Origin of the sequence: Georhizobium profundi (assembly GCF_003952725.1) — a bacterium.
Lineage (GTDB): Bacteria > Pseudomonadota > Alphaproteobacteria > Rhizobiales > Rhizobiaceae > Georhizobium > Georhizobium profundi.
This window is the reverse complement of sequence record NZ_CP032509.1, coordinates 285,055-306,832: the sequence shown is the minus strand read 5'-3', so window position 1 is coordinate 306,832 and position 21,778 is coordinate 285,055. Positions and strand designations below refer to the sequence as shown.

19 protein-coding genes are annotated in these 21,778 nt (G+C 62.0%); 3 read left to right on the top strand and 16 right to left on the bottom strand.

Annotated elements, in window-relative coordinates; all coding sequences use genetic code 11:
- The 5 genes from D5400_RS01480 to D5400_RS01460 all read right to left on the bottom strand — a co-directional run bounded on the left by D5400_RS01480 (position 1) and on the right by D5400_RS01460 (position 6,436).
- On the bottom strand, positions 1 to 1,632 hold the full coding sequence (locus D5400_RS01480) for a BCCT family transporter (RefSeq protein WP_126006973.1): 1,632 nt from the start codon (positions 1,630 to 1,632) through the stop codon (positions 1 to 3).
- Positions 1,633 to 1,759: 127 nt separating this feature from the next.
- Positions 1,760 to 2,788 (bottom strand): fatty acid desaturase, encoded by a 1,029-nt coding sequence (locus tag D5400_RS01475; RefSeq protein ID WP_126006971.1) that lies wholly within the window; start codon positions 2,786 to 2,788, stop codon positions 1,760 to 1,762.
- A 175-nt stretch (positions 2,789 to 2,963) separates the two neighbouring features.
- Positions 2,964 to 3,635 (bottom strand): class I SAM-dependent methyltransferase, encoded by a 672-nt coding sequence (locus D5400_RS01470; RefSeq protein ID WP_126006969.1) that lies wholly within the window; start codon positions 3,633 to 3,635, stop codon positions 2,964 to 2,966.
- Positions 3,636 to 3,715: 80 nt separating this feature from the next.
- Complete coding sequence (gene lepA / locus D5400_RS01465; protein ID WP_245451391.1) at positions 3,716 to 5,539, bottom strand: translation elongation factor 4; 1,824 nt, start codon at positions 5,537 to 5,539, stop codon at positions 3,716 to 3,718.
- Positions 5,540 to 5,611: 72 nt separating this feature from the next.
- Positions 5,612 to 6,436 (bottom strand): tetratricopeptide repeat protein, encoded by an 825-nt coding sequence (locus D5400_RS01460; RefSeq protein WP_126006965.1) that lies wholly within the window; start codon positions 6,434 to 6,436, stop codon positions 5,612 to 5,614.
- Positions 6,437 to 6,603: 167 nt separating this feature from the next.
- On the opposite strand from D5400_RS01460, the gene D5400_RS01455 reads away from it, so the two are divergent.
- The 3 genes from D5400_RS01455 (at position 6,604) to D5400_RS01445 (ending at position 9,277) form a co-directional block, all read left to right on the top strand.
- Positions 6,604 to 7,986, top strand: a complete 1,383-nt coding sequence (locus D5400_RS01455; RefSeq protein ID WP_126006963.1) for a leucyl aminopeptidase family protein — start codon at positions 6,604 to 6,606, stop codon at positions 7,984 to 7,986.
- A gap of 85 nt (positions 7,987 to 8,071) precedes the next feature.
- On the top strand, positions 8,072 to 8,419 hold the full coding sequence (locus D5400_RS01450) for a MarR family transcriptional regulator (protein WP_126006961.1): 348 nt from the start codon (positions 8,072 to 8,074) through the stop codon (positions 8,417 to 8,419).
- A gap of 9 nt (positions 8,420 to 8,428) precedes the next feature.
- The gene (locus D5400_RS01445) at positions 8,429 to 9,277 is read left to right on the top strand and encodes a C40 family peptidase (protein ID WP_126006959.1); all 849 of its coding nucleotides are present in this window, start codon (positions 8,429 to 8,431) and stop codon (positions 9,275 to 9,277) included.
- A gap of 12 nt (positions 9,278 to 9,289) precedes the next feature.
- Here the strand turns inward: D5400_RS01445 and D5400_RS01440 are convergent, their stop codons facing one another.
- The 11 genes from D5400_RS01440 to D5400_RS21770 form a co-directional block, all read right to left on the bottom strand.
- Entirely contained in the window at positions 9,290 to 9,730 is a 441-nt protein-coding gene (locus D5400_RS01440) for a DUF1801 domain-containing protein (protein ID WP_126006957.1), read from the bottom strand.
- A 55-nt stretch (positions 9,731 to 9,785) separates the two neighbouring features.
- A complete protein-coding gene (locus D5400_RS01435) occupies positions 9,786 to 10,757 on the bottom strand; it encodes a 2-hydroxyacid dehydrogenase (protein WP_126006955.1) in 972 nt (323 codons plus the stop codon).
- The gene (locus D5400_RS01430; RefSeq protein ID WP_164527755.1) at positions 10,754 to 11,398 is read right to left on the bottom strand and encodes an NUDIX domain-containing protein; all 645 of its coding nucleotides are present in this window, start codon (positions 11,396 to 11,398) and stop codon (positions 10,754 to 10,756) included. The genes D5400_RS01435 and D5400_RS01430 overlap by 4 nt, the downstream gene beginning before the upstream one ends.
- Positions 11,395 to 13,035, bottom strand: a complete 1,641-nt coding sequence (locus D5400_RS01425) for an ABC transporter ATP-binding protein (protein WP_126006951.1) — start codon at positions 13,033 to 13,035, stop codon at positions 11,395 to 11,397. Before D5400_RS01425 ends, D5400_RS01430 begins: the two co-directional genes overlap by 4 nt.
- Entirely contained in the window at positions 13,032 to 13,424 is a 393-nt protein-coding gene (locus tag D5400_RS01420) for a type II toxin-antitoxin system VapC family toxin (RefSeq protein WP_126006949.1), read from the bottom strand. The genes D5400_RS01425 and D5400_RS01420 overlap by 4 nt, the downstream gene beginning before the upstream one ends.
- Entirely contained in the window at positions 13,421 to 13,663 is a 243-nt protein-coding gene (locus D5400_RS01415) for a type II toxin-antitoxin system VapB family antitoxin (protein ID WP_164527754.1), read from the bottom strand. The genes D5400_RS01420 and D5400_RS01415 overlap by 4 nt, the downstream gene beginning before the upstream one ends.
- A gap of 56 nt (positions 13,664 to 13,719) precedes the next feature.
- A complete protein-coding gene (locus D5400_RS01410; protein ID WP_245451506.1) occupies positions 13,720 to 14,799 on the bottom strand; it encodes an ABC transporter permease in 1,080 nt (359 codons plus the stop codon).
- A 118-nt stretch (positions 14,800 to 14,917) separates the two neighbouring features.
- Positions 14,918 to 16,021, bottom strand: a complete 1,104-nt coding sequence (locus tag D5400_RS01405; RefSeq protein WP_126006943.1) for a microcin C ABC transporter permease YejB — start codon at positions 16,019 to 16,021, stop codon at positions 14,918 to 14,920.
- 42 nt (positions 16,022 to 16,063) lie between these two features.
- Positions 16,064 to 17,956, bottom strand: a complete 1,893-nt coding sequence (locus D5400_RS01400; RefSeq protein ID WP_126006941.1) for an extracellular solute-binding protein — start codon at positions 17,954 to 17,956, stop codon at positions 16,064 to 16,066.
- 4 nt (positions 17,957 to 17,960) lie between these two features.
- Positions 17,961 to 19,778: an extracellular solute-binding protein gene (locus D5400_RS01395; protein ID WP_126012572.1), complete on the bottom strand. Its 1,818-nt coding sequence runs from the start codon at positions 19,776 to 19,778 to the stop codon at positions 17,961 to 17,963.
- Between the two features lie 244 nt (positions 19,779 to 20,022).
- Positions 20,023 to 21,669 carry a c-type cytochrome gene (locus tag D5400_RS21770; RefSeq protein ID WP_126006939.1) on the bottom strand — a complete coding sequence of 549 codons (1,647 nt, stop codon included), beginning with the start codon at positions 21,667 to 21,669 and terminating at the stop codon, positions 20,023 to 20,025.
- Between the last annotated feature and the right edge of the window lie 109 nt (positions 21,670 to 21,778).

The following is a 21,778-nucleotide window of genomic DNA, read 5'->3' as shown; positions in this document are numbered from 1 at the left end:
TTACGTGCCCTTCGCCAGCTCCGGCGGGCCGCCAAGGGCTTCCTCGCCCTTGTAGGCCTTGGGCAGATTGGCTTCCACTTCCTTTTCCGTCTCGTACCACTGCTCGTAGCGATAGAGCACGAGGTGGTCGCGGGAGAGGCCGCGCATCAGGCCGTACATCATCACAAGAATGACGAAGGCGAAGGGGAAGCCGGCCACGACGGCCGCCGCCTGCAACGCGCTGAGCCCACCCGCGACCAGCAGCACCGCTGCGATCGCGCCTTCGGCAATTGCCCAGAACAGCCGCTGGACCTTCGGCGGATCGGCTTCGCCGCCGGCGGTCAGCATGTCGATGACGAAAGAGGCGGAGTCGGACGAGGTGACGAACCACATCACGATCATGATCACGAGCAGGCCGGTGATGATGTCGGTGAGCGGGTAGAATTCCATCAGCCGGAAGATGGCATTGCCATAGGCTTCCTGCGTCACGGCGATCAAACCCGGATCACCTGCAAGCTCCATCTGAATGGCCACGCCGCCAAAGGCCGTGAACCAGAAGAACATGATCGTTGCCGGCACGAAGAGGACGCCGAGCGTGAACTCGCGGATGGTGCGGCCGCGCGAGATGCGCGCAATGAAGATGCCGACGAAGGGCGACCAGGAAATCCACCAAGCCCAGTAGAAGATCGTCCAGTCGACCTGCCAGTTGGTGCCCGAGTAAGCCTCTGACCAGAACGAGAAATAGATAAACTCGTTGATGTAGTTGCCCATGTTTTCGACGAAGCTGTCGAAAATGTAGAGCGTCGGTCCGGCGATCACCATGAAGGCGAGCAGCACGAACGACATCTGGATGTTGAAGTTCGAGAGACGCTTGATGCCGCCATCGAGGCCGGCAAGAACCGAGAGAGTGGCAAGCCCGGTGATGAACGCGATCAACAGCAACTGGACCACGATGTTGTTGCCGATGCCGAAGAGCGTATCGAGACCGGCATTGATCTGCATGACGCCGAGGCCGAGCGAGGTCACGACGCCGAACATCGTGCCGAACACGGCCAAGATATCGACCGCGTGACCCCAAGGCCCGTAGATGCGCTCGCCAATGATTGGATAGAGCGCGGAGCGGATCGAGAGCGGCAGACCCTTGCGGTAGTGAAAGTAGGCAAGCGCGCATCCGACGATGCAGTAGACGCCCCAGCCGTGAAAGCCCCAGTGAAGGAAGGAGAGGACCATAGCCTGCTCGGCCGCGGCAACACTTTCAGCCTCCTGGAGCGGCGGCGCGTAGAAGTGCGTCAGCGGCTCGGCGACGCCCCAATAGAGCAGCCCGATACCGATGCCCGCGGAAAACATCATCGCGATCCACGAAAACAGCCCGTATTGCGGGGTTTCCGTCTGCGCGCCCAGCCGGATCGAGCCGTAAGGGCCGATGGCGAGATAAAGGCTTGCGGCAACGGCGAGATTGGTGACGAGGATCAGGAACCAGCCGAAATAATCGGCAACGGCTGCCTGTGCTCCGAGGAAGATCGCGCCCGAGGTTTCGGGAAAGAGCGCCCCGAACAGGATGAACGCGACGATCAGCCCTGCAGAGATCGAGAAGACCGGAATGCTGACATGTGGAAACGGACCGAGCCGGCCAGTTTTGACCTCTGAAGCCATTGAAAAATTGCCCTTTGAACGTTCTGAGATTGCGGCCAAAAGGTGGCCGCGCATGGTTCAGAATGCGCTCAAGGACAATCAGTTCCGAAAATGCTGATGAAAGGCGGAGAACGCGGGGGTTTTGCCCTTAGGCGATAGCCCGCGCTTGCCGGAAGGAAACGAGCCGCCGAGCGTTTTCGTCCCAAAGGACGAGTTTCACGCAGGCGAGGCTTTCCAGAAATGTAATGCGGCCGATGTCGTGCAATTGGGGGTGGTCACGAAGCACCTCAGGCAGCCGGTAGAACGGTACCGTTGCCGAGAGATGGTGCACGTGATGGATGCCGATATTGCCGCTCATCCAGCGCAGGGGGGCCGGAAGATCGTAATGCGAGCTTCCATGCAGCGCCGCGTTCTGGAAGTTCCACACTTCGGCATCCGACCAGTGGGTTTCTTCGAACTGGTGCTGCACGTAGAACAGCCACACGCCGGCGGTGGCCGCCATCAGGGTGATCGGGATCTGCACGAGCAGGAACTCGATCGGGCCCATCAGCCACATCAGCAGCGCAACTGGAATGGCGATCGCGACATTGGTGGCGAGCGTCGATGTCCAGGGTTGAACGCCGGCCCGCATCAGCCCGAAGGGCAGGCGGTACTGGCAGATGAAGAGCCAGGCCGGTCCGAGACCGAACATGACGGCCGGATGGCGGTAGAGCCGGTAGCGCAGGCGCCCGAGCCACGGCAGAGCACGGTATTCCGCAACGGTGAGCGTCGTGATGTCCCCGATGCCGCGCTTGTCGAGATTGCCGGCGGTGGCATGGTGAACCGCATGGGTCCTGCGCCAATAATCGTAAGGGGTCAGCGTAAAGACGCCGAGGACGCGGCCGATCCAGTCGTTGAGGCTGCGTCGCTGGTAAAGCGTGCCATGCCCGCAATCATGCTGGACGATGAACAGTCGCACCAGAAATCCTGCAGCCGGTATGGTGAGCAGGAGACCCCACCAATAGCCGTGCGTGACGGCCAGCGCGGTCAGCGCCCACAGCGCCACGAACGGAATGGCCGTGATGGCCAGTTCATAGGTGCTGCGCACGGGATTAGGTTTGCGATAGGGGGCGAGGACTTTGGCCCACGCGCGCGCCTGCGCCTCGGCAGTCGCTTCATGGTTAGGACGTATGTTCACGAAAACTCCAACCGCGGCCGGGAGTTGAACCCATGCAGGAAGTGCATGTGGGCTAACCGGACCAGTCGCGTCGAAGCGACGCGCCACACCCAATGCTCTTACGACGTTGCAGGCTGAGGTGCAACGAAACAAGCGGCCTGCGATATTTTGACATCATCGATGTCCGAGCCCTGCCTCAGGCGGCCGGGTTCCGCCCGATCATGTTGATCATGGTCGGCGCGAGCAGATAGGGATGCCCGAGAGCCCAGCCGAAAGCCGGAGTTCGGCCGATCATCTTCAAGAAACCAGCACCCATGGCGCGACCAGCTTTTCCTGCCTTGCGCTGCAGCGAGGTGCTGAGCGCCACTTTCCCGATCTCGGTGTCGAGCGGATTGAATTCGCCATCCCGCAAAGCCGCATGTCCCAGGCTTTCGTCGAAGACCAGTGTCGGGAAAAGCTGCTTCACGCCTTCATGGGTGAACCGCCAGTAATCCGACGGATAGCCGTGAAATTGCCAGGCGAACGGCACCGAGAGACAGAGCACCCCGCCGGGCTTGAGCAAGTGTGTGATCGCATCGGCCATGGCGAAGGGCTGCCGGCAATGCTCCATCACGCTCATGCAGAAGATCGTGCCGAAGCGCTTGCCATCAAGCGCAGCTGAGATCGTCTCCATCGACTGCGTCAGGTCGACGACGCGATCGACCCCCGCGCCTTCGAGCGCATCGATGCCGATATAATGCCCTTTGGGAGAGAACAAGGCCCTGAGATTCTGGGTGTCGCCGTAGTCGCGAGACCCGATTTCGAGGAACGGGCCGTCGAAAAGCGACGCATTCTGCTCGACGAACAGAAGCTGATTGCGATCGCCCATGAGTGTCTCCCCGATACCGGGCAAACACTACCGCTGGCTGTAGCTTCTGTAAATCGACGCCAATGTGCAGGCAGAGCCTGCTATTGATCGCTCATCTTCAGGGCGGCGATGAAGGCTTCCTGCGGAATGTCGACCTTGCCGAACTGGCGCATGCGCTTCTTGCCCTCTTTCTGCTTGTCGAGGAGCTTGCGCTTGCGGCTGGCGTCGCCGCCATAGCACTTGGCCGTCACGTCCTTGCGCAGTGCCGAGATCGTCTCGCGGGCGATCACCGAGCCACCGATCGCAGCCTGGATCGGGATCTTAAACATGTGCTTGGGGATCAGATCCTTGAGCTTCTCGCACATTTCCCGACCGCGGCGTTCGGCGGCCGAGCGGTGCACCATCATCGACAGCGCGTCGACAGGCTCCGAGTTGACGAGGATCTGCATCTTCACGAGGTTCCCCTCGCGATATTCGGTGATCTGGTAGTCGAAGGAAGCATAGCCCTTCGACAGCGACTTCAACCGGTCGTAGAAATCGAAGACGACCTCGTTCAGCGGCAGGTCGTAGATGACCATGGCGCGATTGCCGACATAGGACAGATCGACCTGGATGCCGCGGCGATCCTGGCAAAGTTTGAGCACCGAGCCGAGATAGTCGTCCGGCGTCAGGATGGTCGCGCGGATCCAGGGCTCGTGGATTTCGCGGATCTTGACCACATCGGGCATGTCGGCGGGATTGTGCAGTTCGCGCTCGGTGCCGTCTGTCATCGACAGCTTGTAGACAACGGACGGTGCCGTTGCGATCAGGTCGAGATCGAATTCGCGCTCAAGGCGTTCCTGCACGATCTCGAGATGCAGCAGGCCGAGGAAGCCGCAGCGGAAGCCGAAGCCGAGTGCGGCGGAGCTTTCCATCTCGAACGAAAACGACGCATCGTTGAGGCGAAGCTTGCCCATGGCTGCGCGCAGATCTTCGAAGTCGGCGGCGTCGACCGGGAACAGGCCGCAGAAGACCACCGGCTGCGCAGGCTTGAATCCCGGCAGCATCGTCGAAGTCGGACGCTTGTCCTCGGTGATCGTATCGCCGACACGCGTGTCGGCCACTTCCTTGATCGAGCCGGTGATGAAGCCGATCTCGCCGGGGCCAAGTTCCTCGACCGTCACCATCTTGGGCGTGATCACGCCAACGCGCTCGACGGTGTATTTGGCGTCGGTGCCCATCATGCGGATGATCTGGCCCTTCTTCAGGTGCCCGTCGAGCACCCGGACCAGGACGATGACGCCGAGATAACTGTCGTACCAGCTGTCCACGAGAAGCGCCTTCAGCGGATCGTTGCGGTCGCCACCCTTCGGCGGGGGCAGGCGCTTGACGATCGCTTCCAGCACGTTTTCGACGCCGAGACCCGTCTTGGCGGAAATTTCGACCGCGTCCGCCGTATCCAGTCCGATCACTTCCTCGATCTGCGCCTTGATACGCTCCGGCTCGGCGGCCGGCAGGTCGATCTTGTTGAGGACGGTGACGATCTCGTGGTCGTTGTCGAGCGCCTGGTAGACGTTGGCGAGCGTCTGCGCTTCCACGCCCTGGCTGGCATCCACGACCAGAAGCGAGCCTTCGCACGCCGAGAGTGACCGCGAGACCTCATAGGCGAAGTCGACGTGGCCGGGCGTGTCGATGAGATTGAGAACGTAATGCTCGCCGTCCTTGGCGTCATATTCGAGCCGGACGGTGTTCGCCTTGATCGTGATGCCGCGCTCGCGCTCGATATCCATCGCGTCGAGGATTTGGTCCTTCATTTCGCGCATCTCGAGCGAGCCGGTCATCTGGATGAGACGGTCGGCGAGCGTCGACTTTCCATGGTCGATATGGGCGACGATGGAGAAGTTGCGGATATGGGAAAGCGGCGTTTCGTTCACGGATCTGGTCATGGCGCGCATATAGCGCGGGAAAGGTCCGATTGAAACGGGATTCTCGCGGCTGGTAGCGGCTAGTCGAGGGCGTCAGTTCGTCGCGCTGGCATCCCTGTCGGCCAGATCGGCCCAGGCATTCTGCTGGGCGAGAATGTTGCGCAGATAAGCGACGTTCGCGGCAGCCTGGGCCGGTTCCAATTCACCGGCAGCGATCTGTTCCGCTTCGCCGAAGCGGCCCTGAAGACCGGCGACGAGCGCGAGGTTCTGGCGCACGCGGCTGTCGGCTTCCGGCTGGGCAACAGCCGTCTTGAGGTAGGTTTCGGCCGCCGGCAGATCGCCCTTCAGCAGGTAGGACATGCCAAGGTTCGAAAGGACCGATGGTTCGTTCGGCTGGATGTCGAGCGCCTTGCGATAAAGCGCGCGTGCTTCTTGCGGCCGATCGAGCTGGTCGAGGATCGCGCCCTCCGCCGAAAGCAGCTTCCAATCGGGCCGGTCGGGCGTCTGGGCGCGGCGGATCGTATCCAGCGCCGGCTGCAATTCGCCGGCTGCAGCCTGAGCCTTGCCGAAGGCGGCAAGCACTTCGTTGTCGGAAGGATGCGAGATGGCCACCTGCTGCATGACCGCCAGCGCCTGATCGGATCGCCCGTTCATGTTGAGGATGCTGGCATAGCTCATGCCGATCGACTTGTCCTGCGGGTTCCGCTCGTAGGCGGTACCGACGCGCCGGGTCGCGGCGTCGATCTCGACGGTGTTCATCGCAGCGACGGGCTTGCGCGAATCGCCGCCGGGAATGGAGCCGGTCGACATCTGGTCGCGGCCAGACGCGCAAGCGGAAAGCGCGATGCCCAGCGCCAGAATGGCGCCAATCCGCGCGGTTCGAGAAACGGAAATAGCTCGTGTCGTCGCGTTTTTCATGGTCGTTCGCCCGTCGTCAGAATGGCGGAGCGCTTGACATTCGAGGGGGTCGATTTGCAGCGCTGCTCGACTGAAAGAGATAATCTGTTAACCCTAACCGTTCCTTAACGCCGATTCCCTTCAGGCCGCCCTCAAGCGCTTGGCGGCATTCCACACGAGGCTCAGACGTGACGTTTTCCTTCGACCGCAAGCCCGTTTTCTCCGCACCTGCCGAGAACGCGTTGCCCGCTTGGCCTTTGGCCAAGGGCGCAGACGCTTCCCATGTGCCCCAGCATGCGAGCGACTGGGCAGACCGGGCGGGCTTCAAGGCGGATGCCGGAACACTGTTGCCTGTTCCGGGGCCGGACGGCGCGTTATCGGGCATCCTCGTCGGCATGGGCGCCAAGCCGCTGCCGCTCGCAGCCGGCAAGATTGCCCGTCTGTTGCCGAAGGGCGATTGGCGTTACGCGGGCCCCGCAGATGGCGCCGAGGATTTCGCGCTCGGCTATGGGCTGGGATCCTATCGCTTCGACAGATACCGTGCGAATGGCAACGGTGCCGACCAGCCTTCGATGGCGCTTCCCGACGCTGTCGATGGTCCGCGCATCGAGCGCCTGATTGCCGGCTCGTTTCTGGCCCGTGACCTGATCAACACGCCGACCAACGACATGGGACCGCAGCAGCTTGAAGATGCTTTCCGTTCCCTTGGCGAGCGGTTCGGTGCTGCGATCACGGTCATCAAGGGCGACGCGCTTCTGGAGCAGAATTTCCCGATGATCCACGCGGTGGGTCGGGCAAGCGTGGATGCGCCGCGGCTTCTTGAGCTGCGCCACGGCCGCGAGGGCGCACCCAAGGTGACCCTGGTCGGCAAGGGTGTCTGTTTCGACACCGGCGGGCTCGATATCAAGCCGGCTTCCGGAATGCTCTTGATGAAGAAGGACATGGGCGGCGCGGCCAATGTCATGGGCCTCGCTTTCATGCTGATGGATGCGGGCCTCGACATCGATCTGGCGGTGCTCGTGCCGGCGGTGGAGAATGCCATTTCCGGCAACGCCTTCCGCCCCGGCGACATCCTGACGAGCCGCAAGGGATTGACGGTGGAGATCGGCAACACCGATGCGGAAGGCCGCCTCGTGCTCGCCGACGCGCTGGCGCTGGCCTCCGAACGCGAGCCGGAGCTTCTGATCGACCTGGCGACGCTGACGGGCGCTGCCCGCGTCGCGCTCGGACCCGACCTGCCACCCTATTACACCGATGACGAAACCCTCGCTGCCGACATCGACGCGGCGCAGCGCACGGTGGCCGACCCATTGTGGCGCCTGCCGCTGCACATGGGATATGATGGCGATCTCGCGAGCAAGGTCGCCGACCTCAACAATGCGCCGTCCGGCGGCTTTGCCGGTTCGATCACCGCGGCGCTCTTCCTCAAGCGCTTTGTCGCGGGGCCAGGCTCCTGGGTCCATTTCGACATTTATGGCTGGAATCCCAAGGATCGGCCGCAGTCGCCCATGGGCGGCGAAGCGCAGGCGATCCGCGCACTGTATCAGCTGCTCGAAAAACGCTATGGCTGACGGGCCGTTGGCGGGGTCGCCAGGGCACTGTGAACGGAAATCGCAGCGAGCCGGCTCGCTGGCGTGAAGAAGGGCGAGGTGGACGATGCTGCAGTTGCGGGCTTCGGAAGCGCTCGGGCTCTGGCATCGCGTCAGCGTCGATCTGGTGCGCGAGGCGGGTCCGGACCTGACGCTGCGACAGCTTGCGATCCTTAGCCAGATCTACCTCGTCGCGCCGCCGCATACGGTGCGCGGACTGGCAGCAACGCTCAATGTGACGAAGCCGGTGATCACTCGTGCGCTTGATCGCATGGGACAGATGGGTCTGGTCGACCGCGTCCGCGACAACGACGACAAGCGCAACGTGATAATCAAGCGCACCGTGAAGGGCGCGCTGTATCTGGAGTGTCTGGGCGACCTAATCGTCGCATCCGGGCGCGAGTTGGAAGGGTGAGACGAAGCCATGCTTGATCGAAGGCTGAACGCCTTTCGCGCCGACCTGGCCGAAGAGCGGCTGAAAGGCTTGGTCGAGGCCGAGACCTTCACGAAAGGCACCGCCGGGCATGTTTCGGTGCCGCTCGCCGATCTCAGGCCGCATCCCGACGGCAAAGTCGGGATCGATAGCCAGTTGCTCCTGGGAGAGCGGGTGCAAATCTTCGACCGCGCGAATGGCTTCGCGTGGGTGCGCGCCGAGCTTGACGGCTATGTGGGCTACATATCGGAAAGCGCGATCGAGAACAGCAGTGATGAAGCGCCGACTCATTGGGTGATGGCGCTGCGCACCTATCGATACGTTGAACCGGACATGAAGCGACCGATCGTCGACCAGCTTTCGATCGGAAGCCGGCTAAGGGTTTCCGATGAAACTGAGGTGCGCGGCACGCAGTATGCGCTGACGGACGACGGGCAGGCCGTGATCGCCGCGCATCTAGCGCCGATCGGCACTGCGTCCCTGGACCACGTGGCCTGGGCCGCACGCTTCCTGGAAACGCCCTATCTTTGGGGTGGACGCTCCGGTTTCGGCATCGACTGCTCCGGCCTGGTGCAGATGACACTTATGATGGCAGGCAAGCCCGCGCCGAGGGACAGCGACATGCAGGCCGACGGTCTGGGCATCGAAATAAGCCTTGATCAGCGCCAACGCGGCGACCTTGTCTTCTGGAAAGGCCATGTCGCGATCCTTGAGGACGCCGAAACGGTGATACACGCCAATGGGCACACGATGACCGTTGCCCGCGAGACGCTGGCGGATGCGATCACGCGGATCGGTCCTGTCTACGGCCAGCCGACGAACCTGCGGCGTGTGCTCTGAACACAGCTGGACCTAAATCCTCTCGCTCGGCAGCGCACTGGCTTGTTTTACCCAGGCGCGACACTGGGCTTCGTCGAGCGTGTCGTCTTCGCGAATGTCGAGATAGCGTACATTGGCCTGCTTGGACTTGCCGGGCGGCACGGGGTCGAGCGAGGCGCCGTGGAAGAATGCAACTTTCACGTACTTTGCGAAGCAGTGGAAACTTAAAAACCACCCATCATCATCCGCGCCGTAAAAGGGCGAATTCCATTTGACTGCCTTGCGCACGTCCGGGACTGTTTCAGTGATCAGCGCATCGAGGCGCCGACCGAGATCGCTCTTCCAGCCGGGCATCGCCGCGATATAGGCCTGCACCGGGGCTTCACCATAGCCCTTGGCGATTTGCGGATTGCCGCCTGAGAGAAGCCGGGGTTGATCATCGGCTTTTGGCGACTTTTGCGAGGTGTCTGCCATTGTCGCGCATCCAGTCGAGGCCCTTGGCGGCAGCTTATCGTCCTCGCGCGGCGGATCAATAGCCGGCGGTGCGGTCGACTAGGTCGGTGAGCGGTCCACCCGCATCGTGGCGGTTCATTTGCGCGACCATCGGCGGGATGATCTTCGCGGGAGACGAGGCAGCGGCGGCATGCGGTGTGATCGTGACGCGCGGATGATGCCAGAGCGGGCTTGAGGCAGGCAGCGGTTCGCTCTCGAAGACGTCGAGGCTTGCAGCGGCCAGCGCACCGTAGTCGAGAGCGGCCAGGATGTCGGCCTCGTTCTGCAATCCGCCGCGGCCGGCATTGATCAGGATCGGACCGGCAAAGTCCGGTCCGGCTTTCTTCATCTGCGCGAAAAGCGGTGCCGCGAGAATGCCGGCTGTCTCGGGCGTCAGCGGCAGCAGGCAGACGATCATGTCGGCGGAGCCGAGGAAGGCACCGAGTTGGGCTTCACCGGTAAACAGGGTGATGTATGGTGCCACGTCCTTCGGCCGGCGGGACCAGCCCGTTACCCGAAAGCCCAGCGCCTGCAACTTGGTCGCCGCGTCGAGCCCGAGATGTCCGAGGCCCATGATGCCAACAGTGACCTCGTCCGCAGACTTTTGGGTGAGATCTTCACGCCAGACGCAACGCCGTTGCTGGTCGCGATAAGCCTGGCCCTTCCGGTGATGGTCGAGCACCTGCCAGACGACGTATTCGCTCATGCGCAGCGTAAGATCGGGCGAGACGACCCTGACGATCGGCACGTCCGGCACATGCGGATCCTGAAAGAGATGATCGACGCCTGCGCCGATCGAAAAGATCGCCTTCAGGTTCGGCAGGTCCTTGAGGATACCATGCGGCTGCTTCCAGACGACCGCATAGTGGATGTTGGGGTCGGCCGCGTGATCGGGAGCCAGCACGATGTCGCGATCGGGTGCTTCATGGCGTAGCGTCTCGAGCCAGACATCCGGCGACCAGCCGGTGAGCGACAGGAGAATGCGACCCTTGCGTAACGTGTCCATCATGCGTCCCGAAGATCGACGAAGCGGGTGTGGTGGCGGGCAAACCAGTTAAGCGCGATGAGCGTGAAACCGTTCGTGATGTGGCCGGCATCCGCAGCCGCAATGGCATCTTTGAGCGAGACGCGAAACGGGAAGATCGTCTCGTCCTCATCCGTGCCGGCTTGCGCATGAAGCGCTGTCGCATCGACCGGCGCAACGAAGAGCGTGGCGTACTCGTCCGACATGCCCGGCGACGGCAGAAAGTCGGCCGCCCAGTGCAGCCTTTCAGCGACGAGACCCGTTTCTTCGGTCAGTTCGCGCAGGGCGGCAGCCTCGATGTCTTCGCCGGCATCGACGGCGCCGGCGACGATCTCGATCATCATGCCGCGCCCGGTGCGCAGATGCGCCGCGAGCCGGAACTGCCGGAGCAGGATGATGTCGCCGCTGCGCTGATCATAGGGCAGCACGGCAGCGGTGCGATGGGTCACGAGAAGCTCGCGCGTCAGCACCGGTGCGCCGTCATCCGGCTCCACCGGACCGGCCGCCTCGTTGGCTTCCGCGAAGGTGACGAGATCATAGGTGCGAAAGCTGGAAAACACCGTCTCGCGCGCGTCGATGCGGATGCGGCTTTCGCCGTCCTTGAGGTCGATCGCGGTGTCGGTCACTGGTTCACCGCTTCCCTGGCCACGGTCTCCATGCCGAAAGCTGCCGCCATCAACGCCTTGGTGTAGTCCGTCTGCGGGTTGTCGAAGATCTGGTCGGATGAGCCGCGTTCGACCACCCTGCCGTTGCGCATCACCATCACCTCGTTGGCGAGCGCACGCACGACCTTCAGATCGTGGCTGATGAAGAGATAGGCCAGATCGTGCTTCTTCTGCAGGTCGCGTAACAGATCGACCACCTGCGCCTGCACGCTCATGTCGAGCGCCGAGGTCGGCTCGTCCAGCATGACGAAACGCGGTTTCAGCACCATGGCGCGGGCGATCGCGATGCGCTGCCTCTGGCCACCGGAAAATTCATGCGGATAGCGGAAGCGGGTTTCCGGGTTGAGGCCCACTTCCTGCAGCGCTTCGACGACTTTGGCGTCACGCTCGCTGGCGGACAGCTTGGGCTCATGGATCGCAAGCCCCTCGGCCACGATTTCCGCCACGGACATGCGCGGAGACAGTGAGCCGTAGGGATCCTGGAACACCACCTGCATGCGGTTGCGCAGCGGCTTCATCTCGGCGAAGGAAAAGGCGTTGATGTCCTTGCCGACGAAGCCGATGCGTCCTTCCGACGCGATCAGGCGCGTCAATGCCAGGCCAAGCGTGGTCTTGCCGGAACCGGATTCGCCGACGACGCCGAGCGTCTGGCCGGCGCGCAGTTCCAGATCGATGCCATCGACCGCCTTCACATGGTCGACGGTCTTGCGCAGGAAGCCCTTCTTGATCGGGAACCAGACCTTCACGCCGGTGCCGGAAAGCACGACGGGGGCGTTTTCGTTCAAGGCCGGCGCGCGGCCCTTTGGCTCGGCCGCCAGCAGATGGCGCGTATAGTCGTGTTGCGGATTGGCAAAGATCTCCGCCGTCGGTCCCGTCTCGACGATCTTGCCCTTGGTCATGACGCAGACGCGATCGGCGATCTTGCGCACGATGCCGAGATCGTGGGTGATGAACAGCATGGCCATGCCGTGCTTGTCCTTCAGCGACTTCAAAAGCTCAAGGATCTGTGCCTGAACTGTCACGTCCAGCGCAGTCGTCGGCTCGTCGGCAATCAGCAGCTTCGGCCGGTTGGCGAGCGCCATGGCGATCATGACGCGCTGGCGCTGGCCACCCGACAGCTGATGCGGAAACGCTTCAAGCCGCTTCTCCGGCTCTCGGATACCGACCTGATGCATGAGGTCGATCACCTGCGGCCGCGCTTCGTTTTCGCGGATGCCCTGATGCAGCATCAGGATTTCGGCAATCTGCTTTTCGATGGAATGGAGCGGATTGAGCGACGTCATCGGCTCCTGAAAGATCATTGTGATGTCGTTGCCGCGCACGCGCCGCAGCGCCTTCGCATCCGCCGACAGCAGGTCCTGCCCATCGAACAGGATCCGTCCCGATGGATGGCTCGCGGCCGGATAGGGCAGAAGTTTGAGAACCGAAAGCGCGGAGACCGACTTGCCCGACCCGGACTCCCCGACCAGCGCCACCGTTTCGCCAGCATGGATGTCGAACGACACGTGATCGACCGCCGGAACGGTGATGCCCTCCTGATGGAAAGCGACGGAGAGATCCTGGACGGAAAGGAGAGGGGTGGTGGTCGCGGCTGTCAAAGCGCTGCCTTTATGTCGGTTTGGCGAAAATCATCGCCTTTGAAGAGAAGCGGAAGGCGTTCCGCCTTGGACAGTGCATAGGCGAAACAATCGCCGAGATTGAGACGCGCAGGATGATTGCCCTTGCCGTAGGTCACGTGTGCCTGCCGTGCGAGGTGCGCATGGGCTTCGGTCACGGGTTCAATTCGAATACCGGCCGCCTCGATCAAATGGTCCAATGCGATGATGCAGTCTTGTCGATCGAGACGAGATAGCCGCACGAAGGCTTCGACGTAATTGACTGGAGAGATGGAAAGGTCGCCGTCCATCACGGCGAGCACTTCTTCGAACTCAGCCTTTTCGTCTTCGCCCAGAATGATGGCCAGAAGAGCCGATGCATCCACAATCATACCGGAAGACCATCTTCGTCGTAGAGATCGGAATGGTCGCTGGTAAAGCCGGGCGGTGGTGGCGGAAGATTGCGTGTGACCTCGCGAATCCGTTGCAGTCGCACTTGAACCTCTGTCTTCTCCTTGAGCCGCGCCAGACGTTCTTCAAGAGCTTTTTCGATCGCGCCCGTCAGGGTTTCACCCGTCTGCACCGAAAGCTGGCGTGCAAGGCGCTCCACTTTCTCGTTCTTGATGTTCAAGCCCATCGTTCCGGCTCCATGGTAGAAATGTTCCTATAATCTACCATTCAGCCTCCTTACCGGAAAGTCTTGCGTGGATCGAAGGCGTCGCGGGTCGCTTCGCCGATGAAGATCAAAAGCGAGAGCATCAGAGATATGACGAGGAAAGCGGTGATGCCGAGCCAGGGGGCCTGCAAATTGCGCTGTCCCTGCGCGATCATCTCGCCGAGCGATGGCGAGCCGGGGGGCAGGCCAAAGCCCAAGAAATCCAGCGAGGTCAGCGTCGTGATCGAGCCCGACAGGATGAAGGGCAGGAAGGTGAGCGTGGCGACCATGGCGTTGGGCAGCAGGTGGCGGAACATGATCGTGGTGTTCGACACGCCGAGCGCACGGGCCGCATTCACATATTCGAAATTGCGCGCCCGCAGGAATTCCGCGCGCACGATGCCGACGAAGGCGACCCAGGAAAAGAGCAGCATGATGCCGAGCAATATCCAGAAGCCCGGCGGCAGGATCGCGGCGATGATCAGGAGAATGTAGAGCACGGGCATCGAGGACCAGATCTCAATGAAGCGCTGCAGGATAAGGTCGGTCCAGCCGCCGAAATAACCCTGCACGGCACCGGAAGCGACGCCGACGACGGCCGATGCCGCCGTGAGGATGAGCCCGAAGAGCACGGAGATGCGGAACCCGTAGATCAGGCGGGCGCTCACGTCGCGCGCCTGGTCGTCCGTGCCGAGCCAGTTCATGTTGCCGAGCGTGCAATTGGGATCGTCCGGTCCCAACGGATAGGCCGAACAACGCTCGCTCTCGCTCATCATCCAGAATGGCGGGGTCGGTGCCGAGCGCGGGATGTTGGAATTCGCCGTCTGGTAGGAATAGCGGATCGGCGGCCAGATCATCCAGCCATTTGCCTCGATCTCCTCCTGGATGAAGGGGTCGCGATAGTCTGTCTGCGCGAGGAAGCCGCCGAATTTCTCTTCCGGATAGTCGACGACGACAGGAAAGAGGATCTCGCCATTGTAGGACGCGATGATCGGGCGATCGTTGGCTATGAATTCGGCCAGCATGGCCAGCACGAACACGACGAGGAAGATCCACATCGACCAGTAGCCGCGTCTATTGGCCTTGAAGTTTTGCCAGCGGCGCCGGTTCATCGGCGACAAAAATGCGCGCTGCGGACGCGGAGGCGCGACGGGCGTATCGGTGCCCGGTCCCGGCGTCTCTACGGGCGCCGAGCGCTCGGCGGGCGGAATAGGCTGGGTGACGCTCATGTCAGACATCCCTCCGCTCGAAATCGATCCGCGGATCGACCCACGTGTAGACGAGGTCGGACAGAAGCCCGATCAGGAGCCCCATGAGCGAGAAGATGTAGAGCGTCGCGAACACGACCGGGTAATCGCGCCGCACGACGGATTCGAAGCCGAGGCGACCGAGGCCGTCGAGCGAGAAGATGGTTTCGATGAGCAGCGATCCGGTGAAGAAGGCCGAGATGAAGGCCGCCGGAAAGCCGGCGATGATGATCAGCATCGCGTTGCGGAAAACGTGCTTGTAGAGCACCGAGCGCTCCGAAAGGCCCTTCGCCCGCGCGGTCGTCACATATTGCTTGCGGATCTCGTCGATGAACGAGTTCTTGGTCAGAAGCGTCGTCGTGGCAAAGGCCGCGAGCGCGAGCGACAGAAGCGGCAGCGTCAGGTGCCAGAAATAGTCGATGATCTTCTCCCACCAGGAGAGCTGGGCGAAATTATCCGAAACGAGACCACGCAGTGGGAACCAGTCGAAGAACGAACCGCCGGCAAAGAGCACGATCAGAAGAATGCCGAACAGGAAGCCCGGAACCGCATAGGCGACGATAATGATGCCGGACGTCCACACATCGAAGCGCGAACCATCCTCCATGGCCTTCTTGATGCCGAGTGGTATGGAGATGATGTAGGATAAAAGCAGGATCCAGACGCCGAGCGAGATGGAAACGGGCAATTTCTCGATGATGAGATCGATTACCGAGACGTCGCGGAAATAGCTGTTGCCGAAATCGAAGCGCAGATAGTTCCAGATCATCGTGGCGAAGCGCTCGAGCGGCGGCTTGTCGAAGCCGAATTGCGCTTCGAGCTGCGCGATGAACTGCGGATCGAGCCCCTGCGCGCCGCGATAGCGCGACGAGCTTCCGTCATTGCCGGAAAATTGCTGACCCGCGCCGAGGTCACCGCTGCCGCCGCCGATGCGATCGGACAGACCATCGCCCTGGCCGGTCAGGTCGGCGATGACCTGCTCGACCGGCCCGCCTGGGGCAAACTGAATGACGGCAAATGAGATCGCCATGATGCCGAAGATCGTCGGGATCATCAAAAGCAGGCGACGCGCGATGTAAGCGCCCATCAGATGCGGTTCCCTCTGAAATGCCCGTGAGGGCGCGCAGAGCTATGTCCTGCCAATTGCCTGAGCCTTTTCCTGGTCGTACCACCAGAGCTGTTCCACCGGCCAACCATAATCCGGTTTCGGATCGACGAAGCCGAACATGTCCCAATGGGCCACGAGGTGATTCGCCGAATACCAGTTTGGAATCCAGTCGAGCCGCGCCCGCAAGACCCGATCGAGCACGCGCATCACTGTGACCAGCTCTTCGCGGCTTTCCACGCGTTCCATGTGGTCGAGAAGTTCGTCGTAAATCGCGTCCTTGGCGCCCGGAAGATTGCGCATGCCTTTCATGTCGGCCGAGCGGGTCGACACGAAGGTCTCGAAAGATTCAGCCGTCGGCGTGGCTGAAAACTGGACCGCCATCATAACCATGTCGAAATCGTAGTCGTTCGTCCGCGCTGTGTACTGCGCAGAATCGACCAGCCGAAGGGATGCATCGATACCGATCCGGCGCAGGTTCTGAATGAAACCAGCATGGAGCCGTTCGAAGACCGTTGCCTGAATCAGGATTTCGAGCGTGATCGGCCGACCGTCGCGCAAGAGCCGGCCGCCTTGCTGCGCAAAGCCTGCTTCACGCAAAAGCTCGACGGCGCGCTGCAGAAGCTTTCGATCGCGTCCTGAGCCATCCGAGAGCGGCGCCACGCGCGGCTCGCCCAGAACACCCTCCGGCAGAGGGCTCTTCAAGCCATTCAGCAATTCCAGCTCCGCGCCTGTCGGCAGGCCTTCGGCCTTGAACTCGGAATTCTCGAAGGGGGATTGGGAGCGCGCGTAGACCCCGTAGAACAGCTTGTCGTTGGTCCACTCGAAATCGAAACAGAGCCCGATCGCCTCGCGCACTCGGATATCGTCGAACGGCTCCCGTCGCTGGTTCAGCGCCCACGCCTGCATCGTCGGTCGCAACTCGCGTGGAAATTCCTGTTTCAGCACGCGGCCATCCGCGAAGGCAGGAAAATCATAGCCAGTCGACCAGACCTGTGCGACGGACTCCTGGCGAAAATGAATGTCGCCCTTCTTGAAGGCTTCGAACTCTGCCGTTCGCTCCGCATAGAACTCGATCCGGATCACATCGAAATTGGCGAGGCCGCGTCCTGTCGGCAGGTCCGCCGCCCAGTAGTCAGGCACACGCTCATACTCGATGAAGCGCCCCGACTCGACCCGGCTCGGCCGGTAGGGGCCGGAGGAGACGGGCACGTGCAACGACGATGCAGTAAACTCGTTAGCCGAGTAATAGATCTGCGACAGGATCGGGATTGACGCGAGAGCCAGAATAGCCCGTCCGGATTGCAGCCCGTCATAGACGACCTCGACGGTACGCTCGTCGATCGCCTCTGCCCCGACCATGGAGGTGAGCGCAGAGGCAAGATCGGGGTGCCCGCTCTCCTTGATCAATTGCAGCGAGAAGGCGACGTCCCCCGCCCTCAGCGGCGTCGCGTCATGGAACAGGATACCGTCCCGCAAGCCGAAACGAACCGAGTTGCGGTCTTCGGCAATCTCGACCCATTCGGCCGCGTGGCAATAAAGAGCATCCGGCTCATCGAGCGCCGAAACCATCAACGTGTCGAAGCATATGTTCATGCGCGGCGGCGCATCGCCAGCCAAAACGAATGTGTTAAGGGTGTTGAAGGTTTGCGGGTTCTGATTGTAGAGCCAGTTCGCCACTGCCGTGTGAAACCGGCCGCCCTTGCGGGCCTGCGGGTTCACATAGCCGAAATGCGTGAAGTTCGGAGCGTATTTCAGTTTTCCGAAGGCGGAGAGACCGTGCAGTCGCTGGCCCGTCGGGTTGGCGGCAAAGGCGCCGCTGATCGAGATCGGCAGCGACATCACCGCCGCAGTGGCTGCGGCGCCCGTGAGGAACTGGCGTCGGTTCAGCGTGTGCCGATCGACACGGGACGCCATCGGCTCAGCCCCCATTGCCGCCTTCGGCGTCTTTCGACCACCACACATCGGGAAAGCCGATCGAATATTCCGGCAGAAGCTCGGGGCGTGCGAACTTGTCCCAGTACGCAATGCGTGCCGCCCGCGCCGTGTAGGTCGGAATGACGTAGTCATGCGCGAGAAGCACGCGGTCGAGCGCCCGTGTGGCAGCAATGAGCGTTTCGCGGTCGTCGGCGAAGACGATTTTGCGGATCAGGGCGTCGATGCCAGGATCGGCGATGCCGCCGAAATTCTGTGAACCTTCGCGCTCTGCCGAGCGTCCGCCCCAATACTCCCACTGCTCGTTGCCGGGCGAAAGCGACTGGCCCCAGCCGGCATAGATCACATCGAAATCGCGCGAGCGGATCCGGTTGATGTACTGCGATGGCTCCACCGTGCGGACACTGACGGCAACGCCGATGCGACGCAGGTTTTCGCTCCAGGGCAGGGCGACGCGCTCGATCGTCGGTCCGTTGAGGATGATTTCGAACGAGAAGGGCTCACCGGTCTCGGTGTTCACCATCCGGTTGTTCTGGATCTCATAGCCGGCTTCCGAAAACAGGCGCACAGCCTCGCGCAGGTTTTCGCGCTGCGCCTGAGGATTGCCGCCCGTCGGATTGGTGTATTCGGTGTCGAAAACTTCCGCCGGGATCTGGTCACGGACAGTTTCCAGGATCTCCAGCTCTTCACCCTGCGGGAGACCGGAGGATGCGAGCTCCGTGCCGAAGAAATAGCTGTTCACGCGCTCGTAGGCGCCGAAGAAGATCGTGCGATTGAGCTCTTCGAAGTCGAACGCATAGTTCAGCGCCCGGCGCACCCGCTCGTCCTGAAACTTTTCGCGGCGCAGATTGGGAATGAAGCCGACCAACTGGCCTGATGCGCGGTAGGGGTTTTCAAGCTCCTCGCGCACGATGCGGCCGTCATTGGCGGCCGGAAAATCGTAGCCCGTTTCCCAGCGAATGGCAGCATTCTCCACCCAATAGTCGAAATTTCCGGCCTTGAACGCCTCGAACTCGACATTGCGGTCGGCAAAATAGATGTGGCTGATCCGATCGAAATTGTTGGTGCCGACACGCGTCGGTATGTCCGCACCCCAATAGTCCTCCACCCGCTCATAGGTGACGTCGGCGCCCGGGTTGAAGGAGGAGATCCGGTAAGGCCCGGAGCCGAGCGGCGGCTCCAGAGTGGTAGAGCCGATATCGCGCGGCTGGCCGTTGGGCCCTTCACCTTCCCACCAGTGCTTCGGCAGGATGAGCAACTGGCCCACGATTTGCGGCAATTCTCGGTTGTTGGCCTCATCGAAGGTGAACGTCACCTCCCGCTCGCCGGCCGCTTCCGCGCCGGTGACATGCTGGTAATAGAACTGCATCTGCGGATCGAGTTCGACCGCCTTTTCGAAGCTCCAGACGACGTCATCTGTCGTCACCGGTTCGCCATCATGCCAACGCGCACCTTCGCGCAGCCTGAATGTGACGGAGGAATAGTCTTCGGGATAACTCAGCGCTTCCGCGAGAAGCCCGTATTCGGCCGAAGCTTCGTCCTGCGAACGCTCCATCAGCGTTTCGTAGACAAGGTTCAGGCCCGTTGCCAGTTCACCGCGCGCAAGCAGCGGGTTGAACGTGTCGAAGGAGCCAGATTGCGAAAGCCGCAATGTCCCGCCCTTCGGCGCTTCCGGGTTAACGTAATCGAAATGCGGGAAATCGGCCGGGTATTTCGGCTCACCGATCAGGGCTGCGCCATGGCGCCACTCCCGTGCCTGATCCTCCTGTGCGACGACGGGGGAAACAGCACTCGCCATCATCATAACGGCTCCGAGAGCCACGAAGGCGATGCGCTGTCTTGAAGTCTTGCCACAGGCTGCAATCATGCAGGTCTCCTCATGCGTTGCCCAACCCGACAATAAGCAAAATTGTGACAAAGAACAGGCTGTGCACTGTCACGCGCTCGTGAAGCAAAGCCTTGTCGTAGGACCATTTTTGTCAGGGGGCTGGAATCAAAAAGCCGGAGCGATGGCCCCGGCTCTAGAAGCGTGTAAAATGTGCGTCCGCTTATTCGGCGGGCAGCTCGGCCGGCGTGTCGGCCAGTGTGCGCAGATAGGCAATCACAGCAGCACGGCGATCGTCTTCCACGACGCCAGGATAGGCCATGTAGGTGCCTTCGACTTCTTCCATCGGTGCAGCGAGGAACTGGTCGAGCAGGGCGTAGTCCCAGACAGCGCCTTCGCCGCCATAGTTCACGAAGTTCTCGGAATACTCGAAGCCTTCGACGCCGGCGACGTCACGGTTGACGATGCCCCAGAGATTGGGACCGACGATCGCTTCACCGCCCTCATCGACCGAATGGCAGGCTGCGCATTCCTGAAAGACTTCTTCGCCGAGGGCCACATCGGCGGAGGCGATGAGCGCGACGGCGCCACCGGCAGCCGAAGCTTCCTCGTCAGCAGGTGCGGCTGCGTCCTCCGCGGGAGCGGCTTCAGTCGCGTCCTCTGCAGGAGCCGCATCTTCAGCCGGAGCAGCTTCTTCAGCGGGCTCTGCAGTCGGTGCGGTGCCTTCTTCGGCCGGAGCGGCTTCGCCTTCCGCTGGCGCGGCATCCTGTGCGGGAGCGGCGTCGTCCGCAGGAGCAGCCTCTTCCGCAGGAGCGGCTGCTTCTTCGCCTTCAGCAGGCGCGGCCTCTTCCGCAGGAGCTTCTTCGCCTTCGGCCGGCGCCGCTTCACCACCGGCTGCGGGCAGCGCGACGGGTTCGCTGGACAGGGTTGCCAGATAGGCGAGCAGGTCGGCGCGGTCGCTGTCGTTGGCGAGACCGGCGAAGCTCATCGACGTGCCGGGAACTTCTTCACGCGGAGCAAGGATGAACGCGTCGAGATTGGCGAATTCCCAAGTCTTCGCGCCACCTTCGCTGTATTCAACCATGCCGGCGGAATAAGAGAAGCCTTCATTGTTGGCGACCGGGTTGCCGACAATGTCCCACAGGTTCGGGCCGACGCGGTTGGCGCCACCCTCTTCGACGCCATGGCATGCGGCGCAGCGGCGGAAGATCGATTCGCCGTTTGCAGCGTCGGCATCGGCAAGCATCGCGAGAGCCGGGCTGCCCTCGGCAGCGGCTGCTTCGCCTTCGCCGCCTTCGGCGGCAGGTGCTTCAGCGACTTCGACGGGCTCAGGCAGTGGTGCCGGCTCGTTGGAAAGCTCGCGCAGATAGGCAATGACGTTGGCCAGTTCGTCTTCGCGTGTCAGGCCGGCAAAGCTCATCGCCGTGCCCTGGATGTAGCTGCGCGGTGCGGCGAGGAAGCCGGCAAGGTGTTCGTAGTCCCAGACCACTTCGCCGCCTTCGGAGAATTCGGTCATTGCGGCCGAGTAGCTGAAGCCTTCGTGGCTTGCGATCGGACGGTTGACGACGCCCCAGAGGTTCGGTCCGACGCGGTTTGCGCCACCCTCGTCAACAGTGTGGCAAGCCTGGCATTTGGCGAAGGATGCCTCACCGGCAGCGGCATCGGCTGTTTGCAGCAGGTTTGCGATCGGCGTCGCCTGCGGAGCGCCGCCGCCATCGCCGGTCTCGGCCTCGGCGACGATGATCGCGAAGCCTTCCTGCTCGGGCGCTTCGGCGTGAAACAGCGCATCCGACACGAGCGACACCGACATAACGACAAAGACTGTGCCGAGAAATGCGCCGGCGGCCATGTTCAGATAGGAGGAGTTCATTCCGTAGCTCCGATGCGCCGCTGCCCTTGCGACAGGGGCCTTCTTGAATTCGCGCGGAACCTATGTCTTTTGCACAGGGCTTGCAACACTGTTTGTCGCAGCCCGCCTG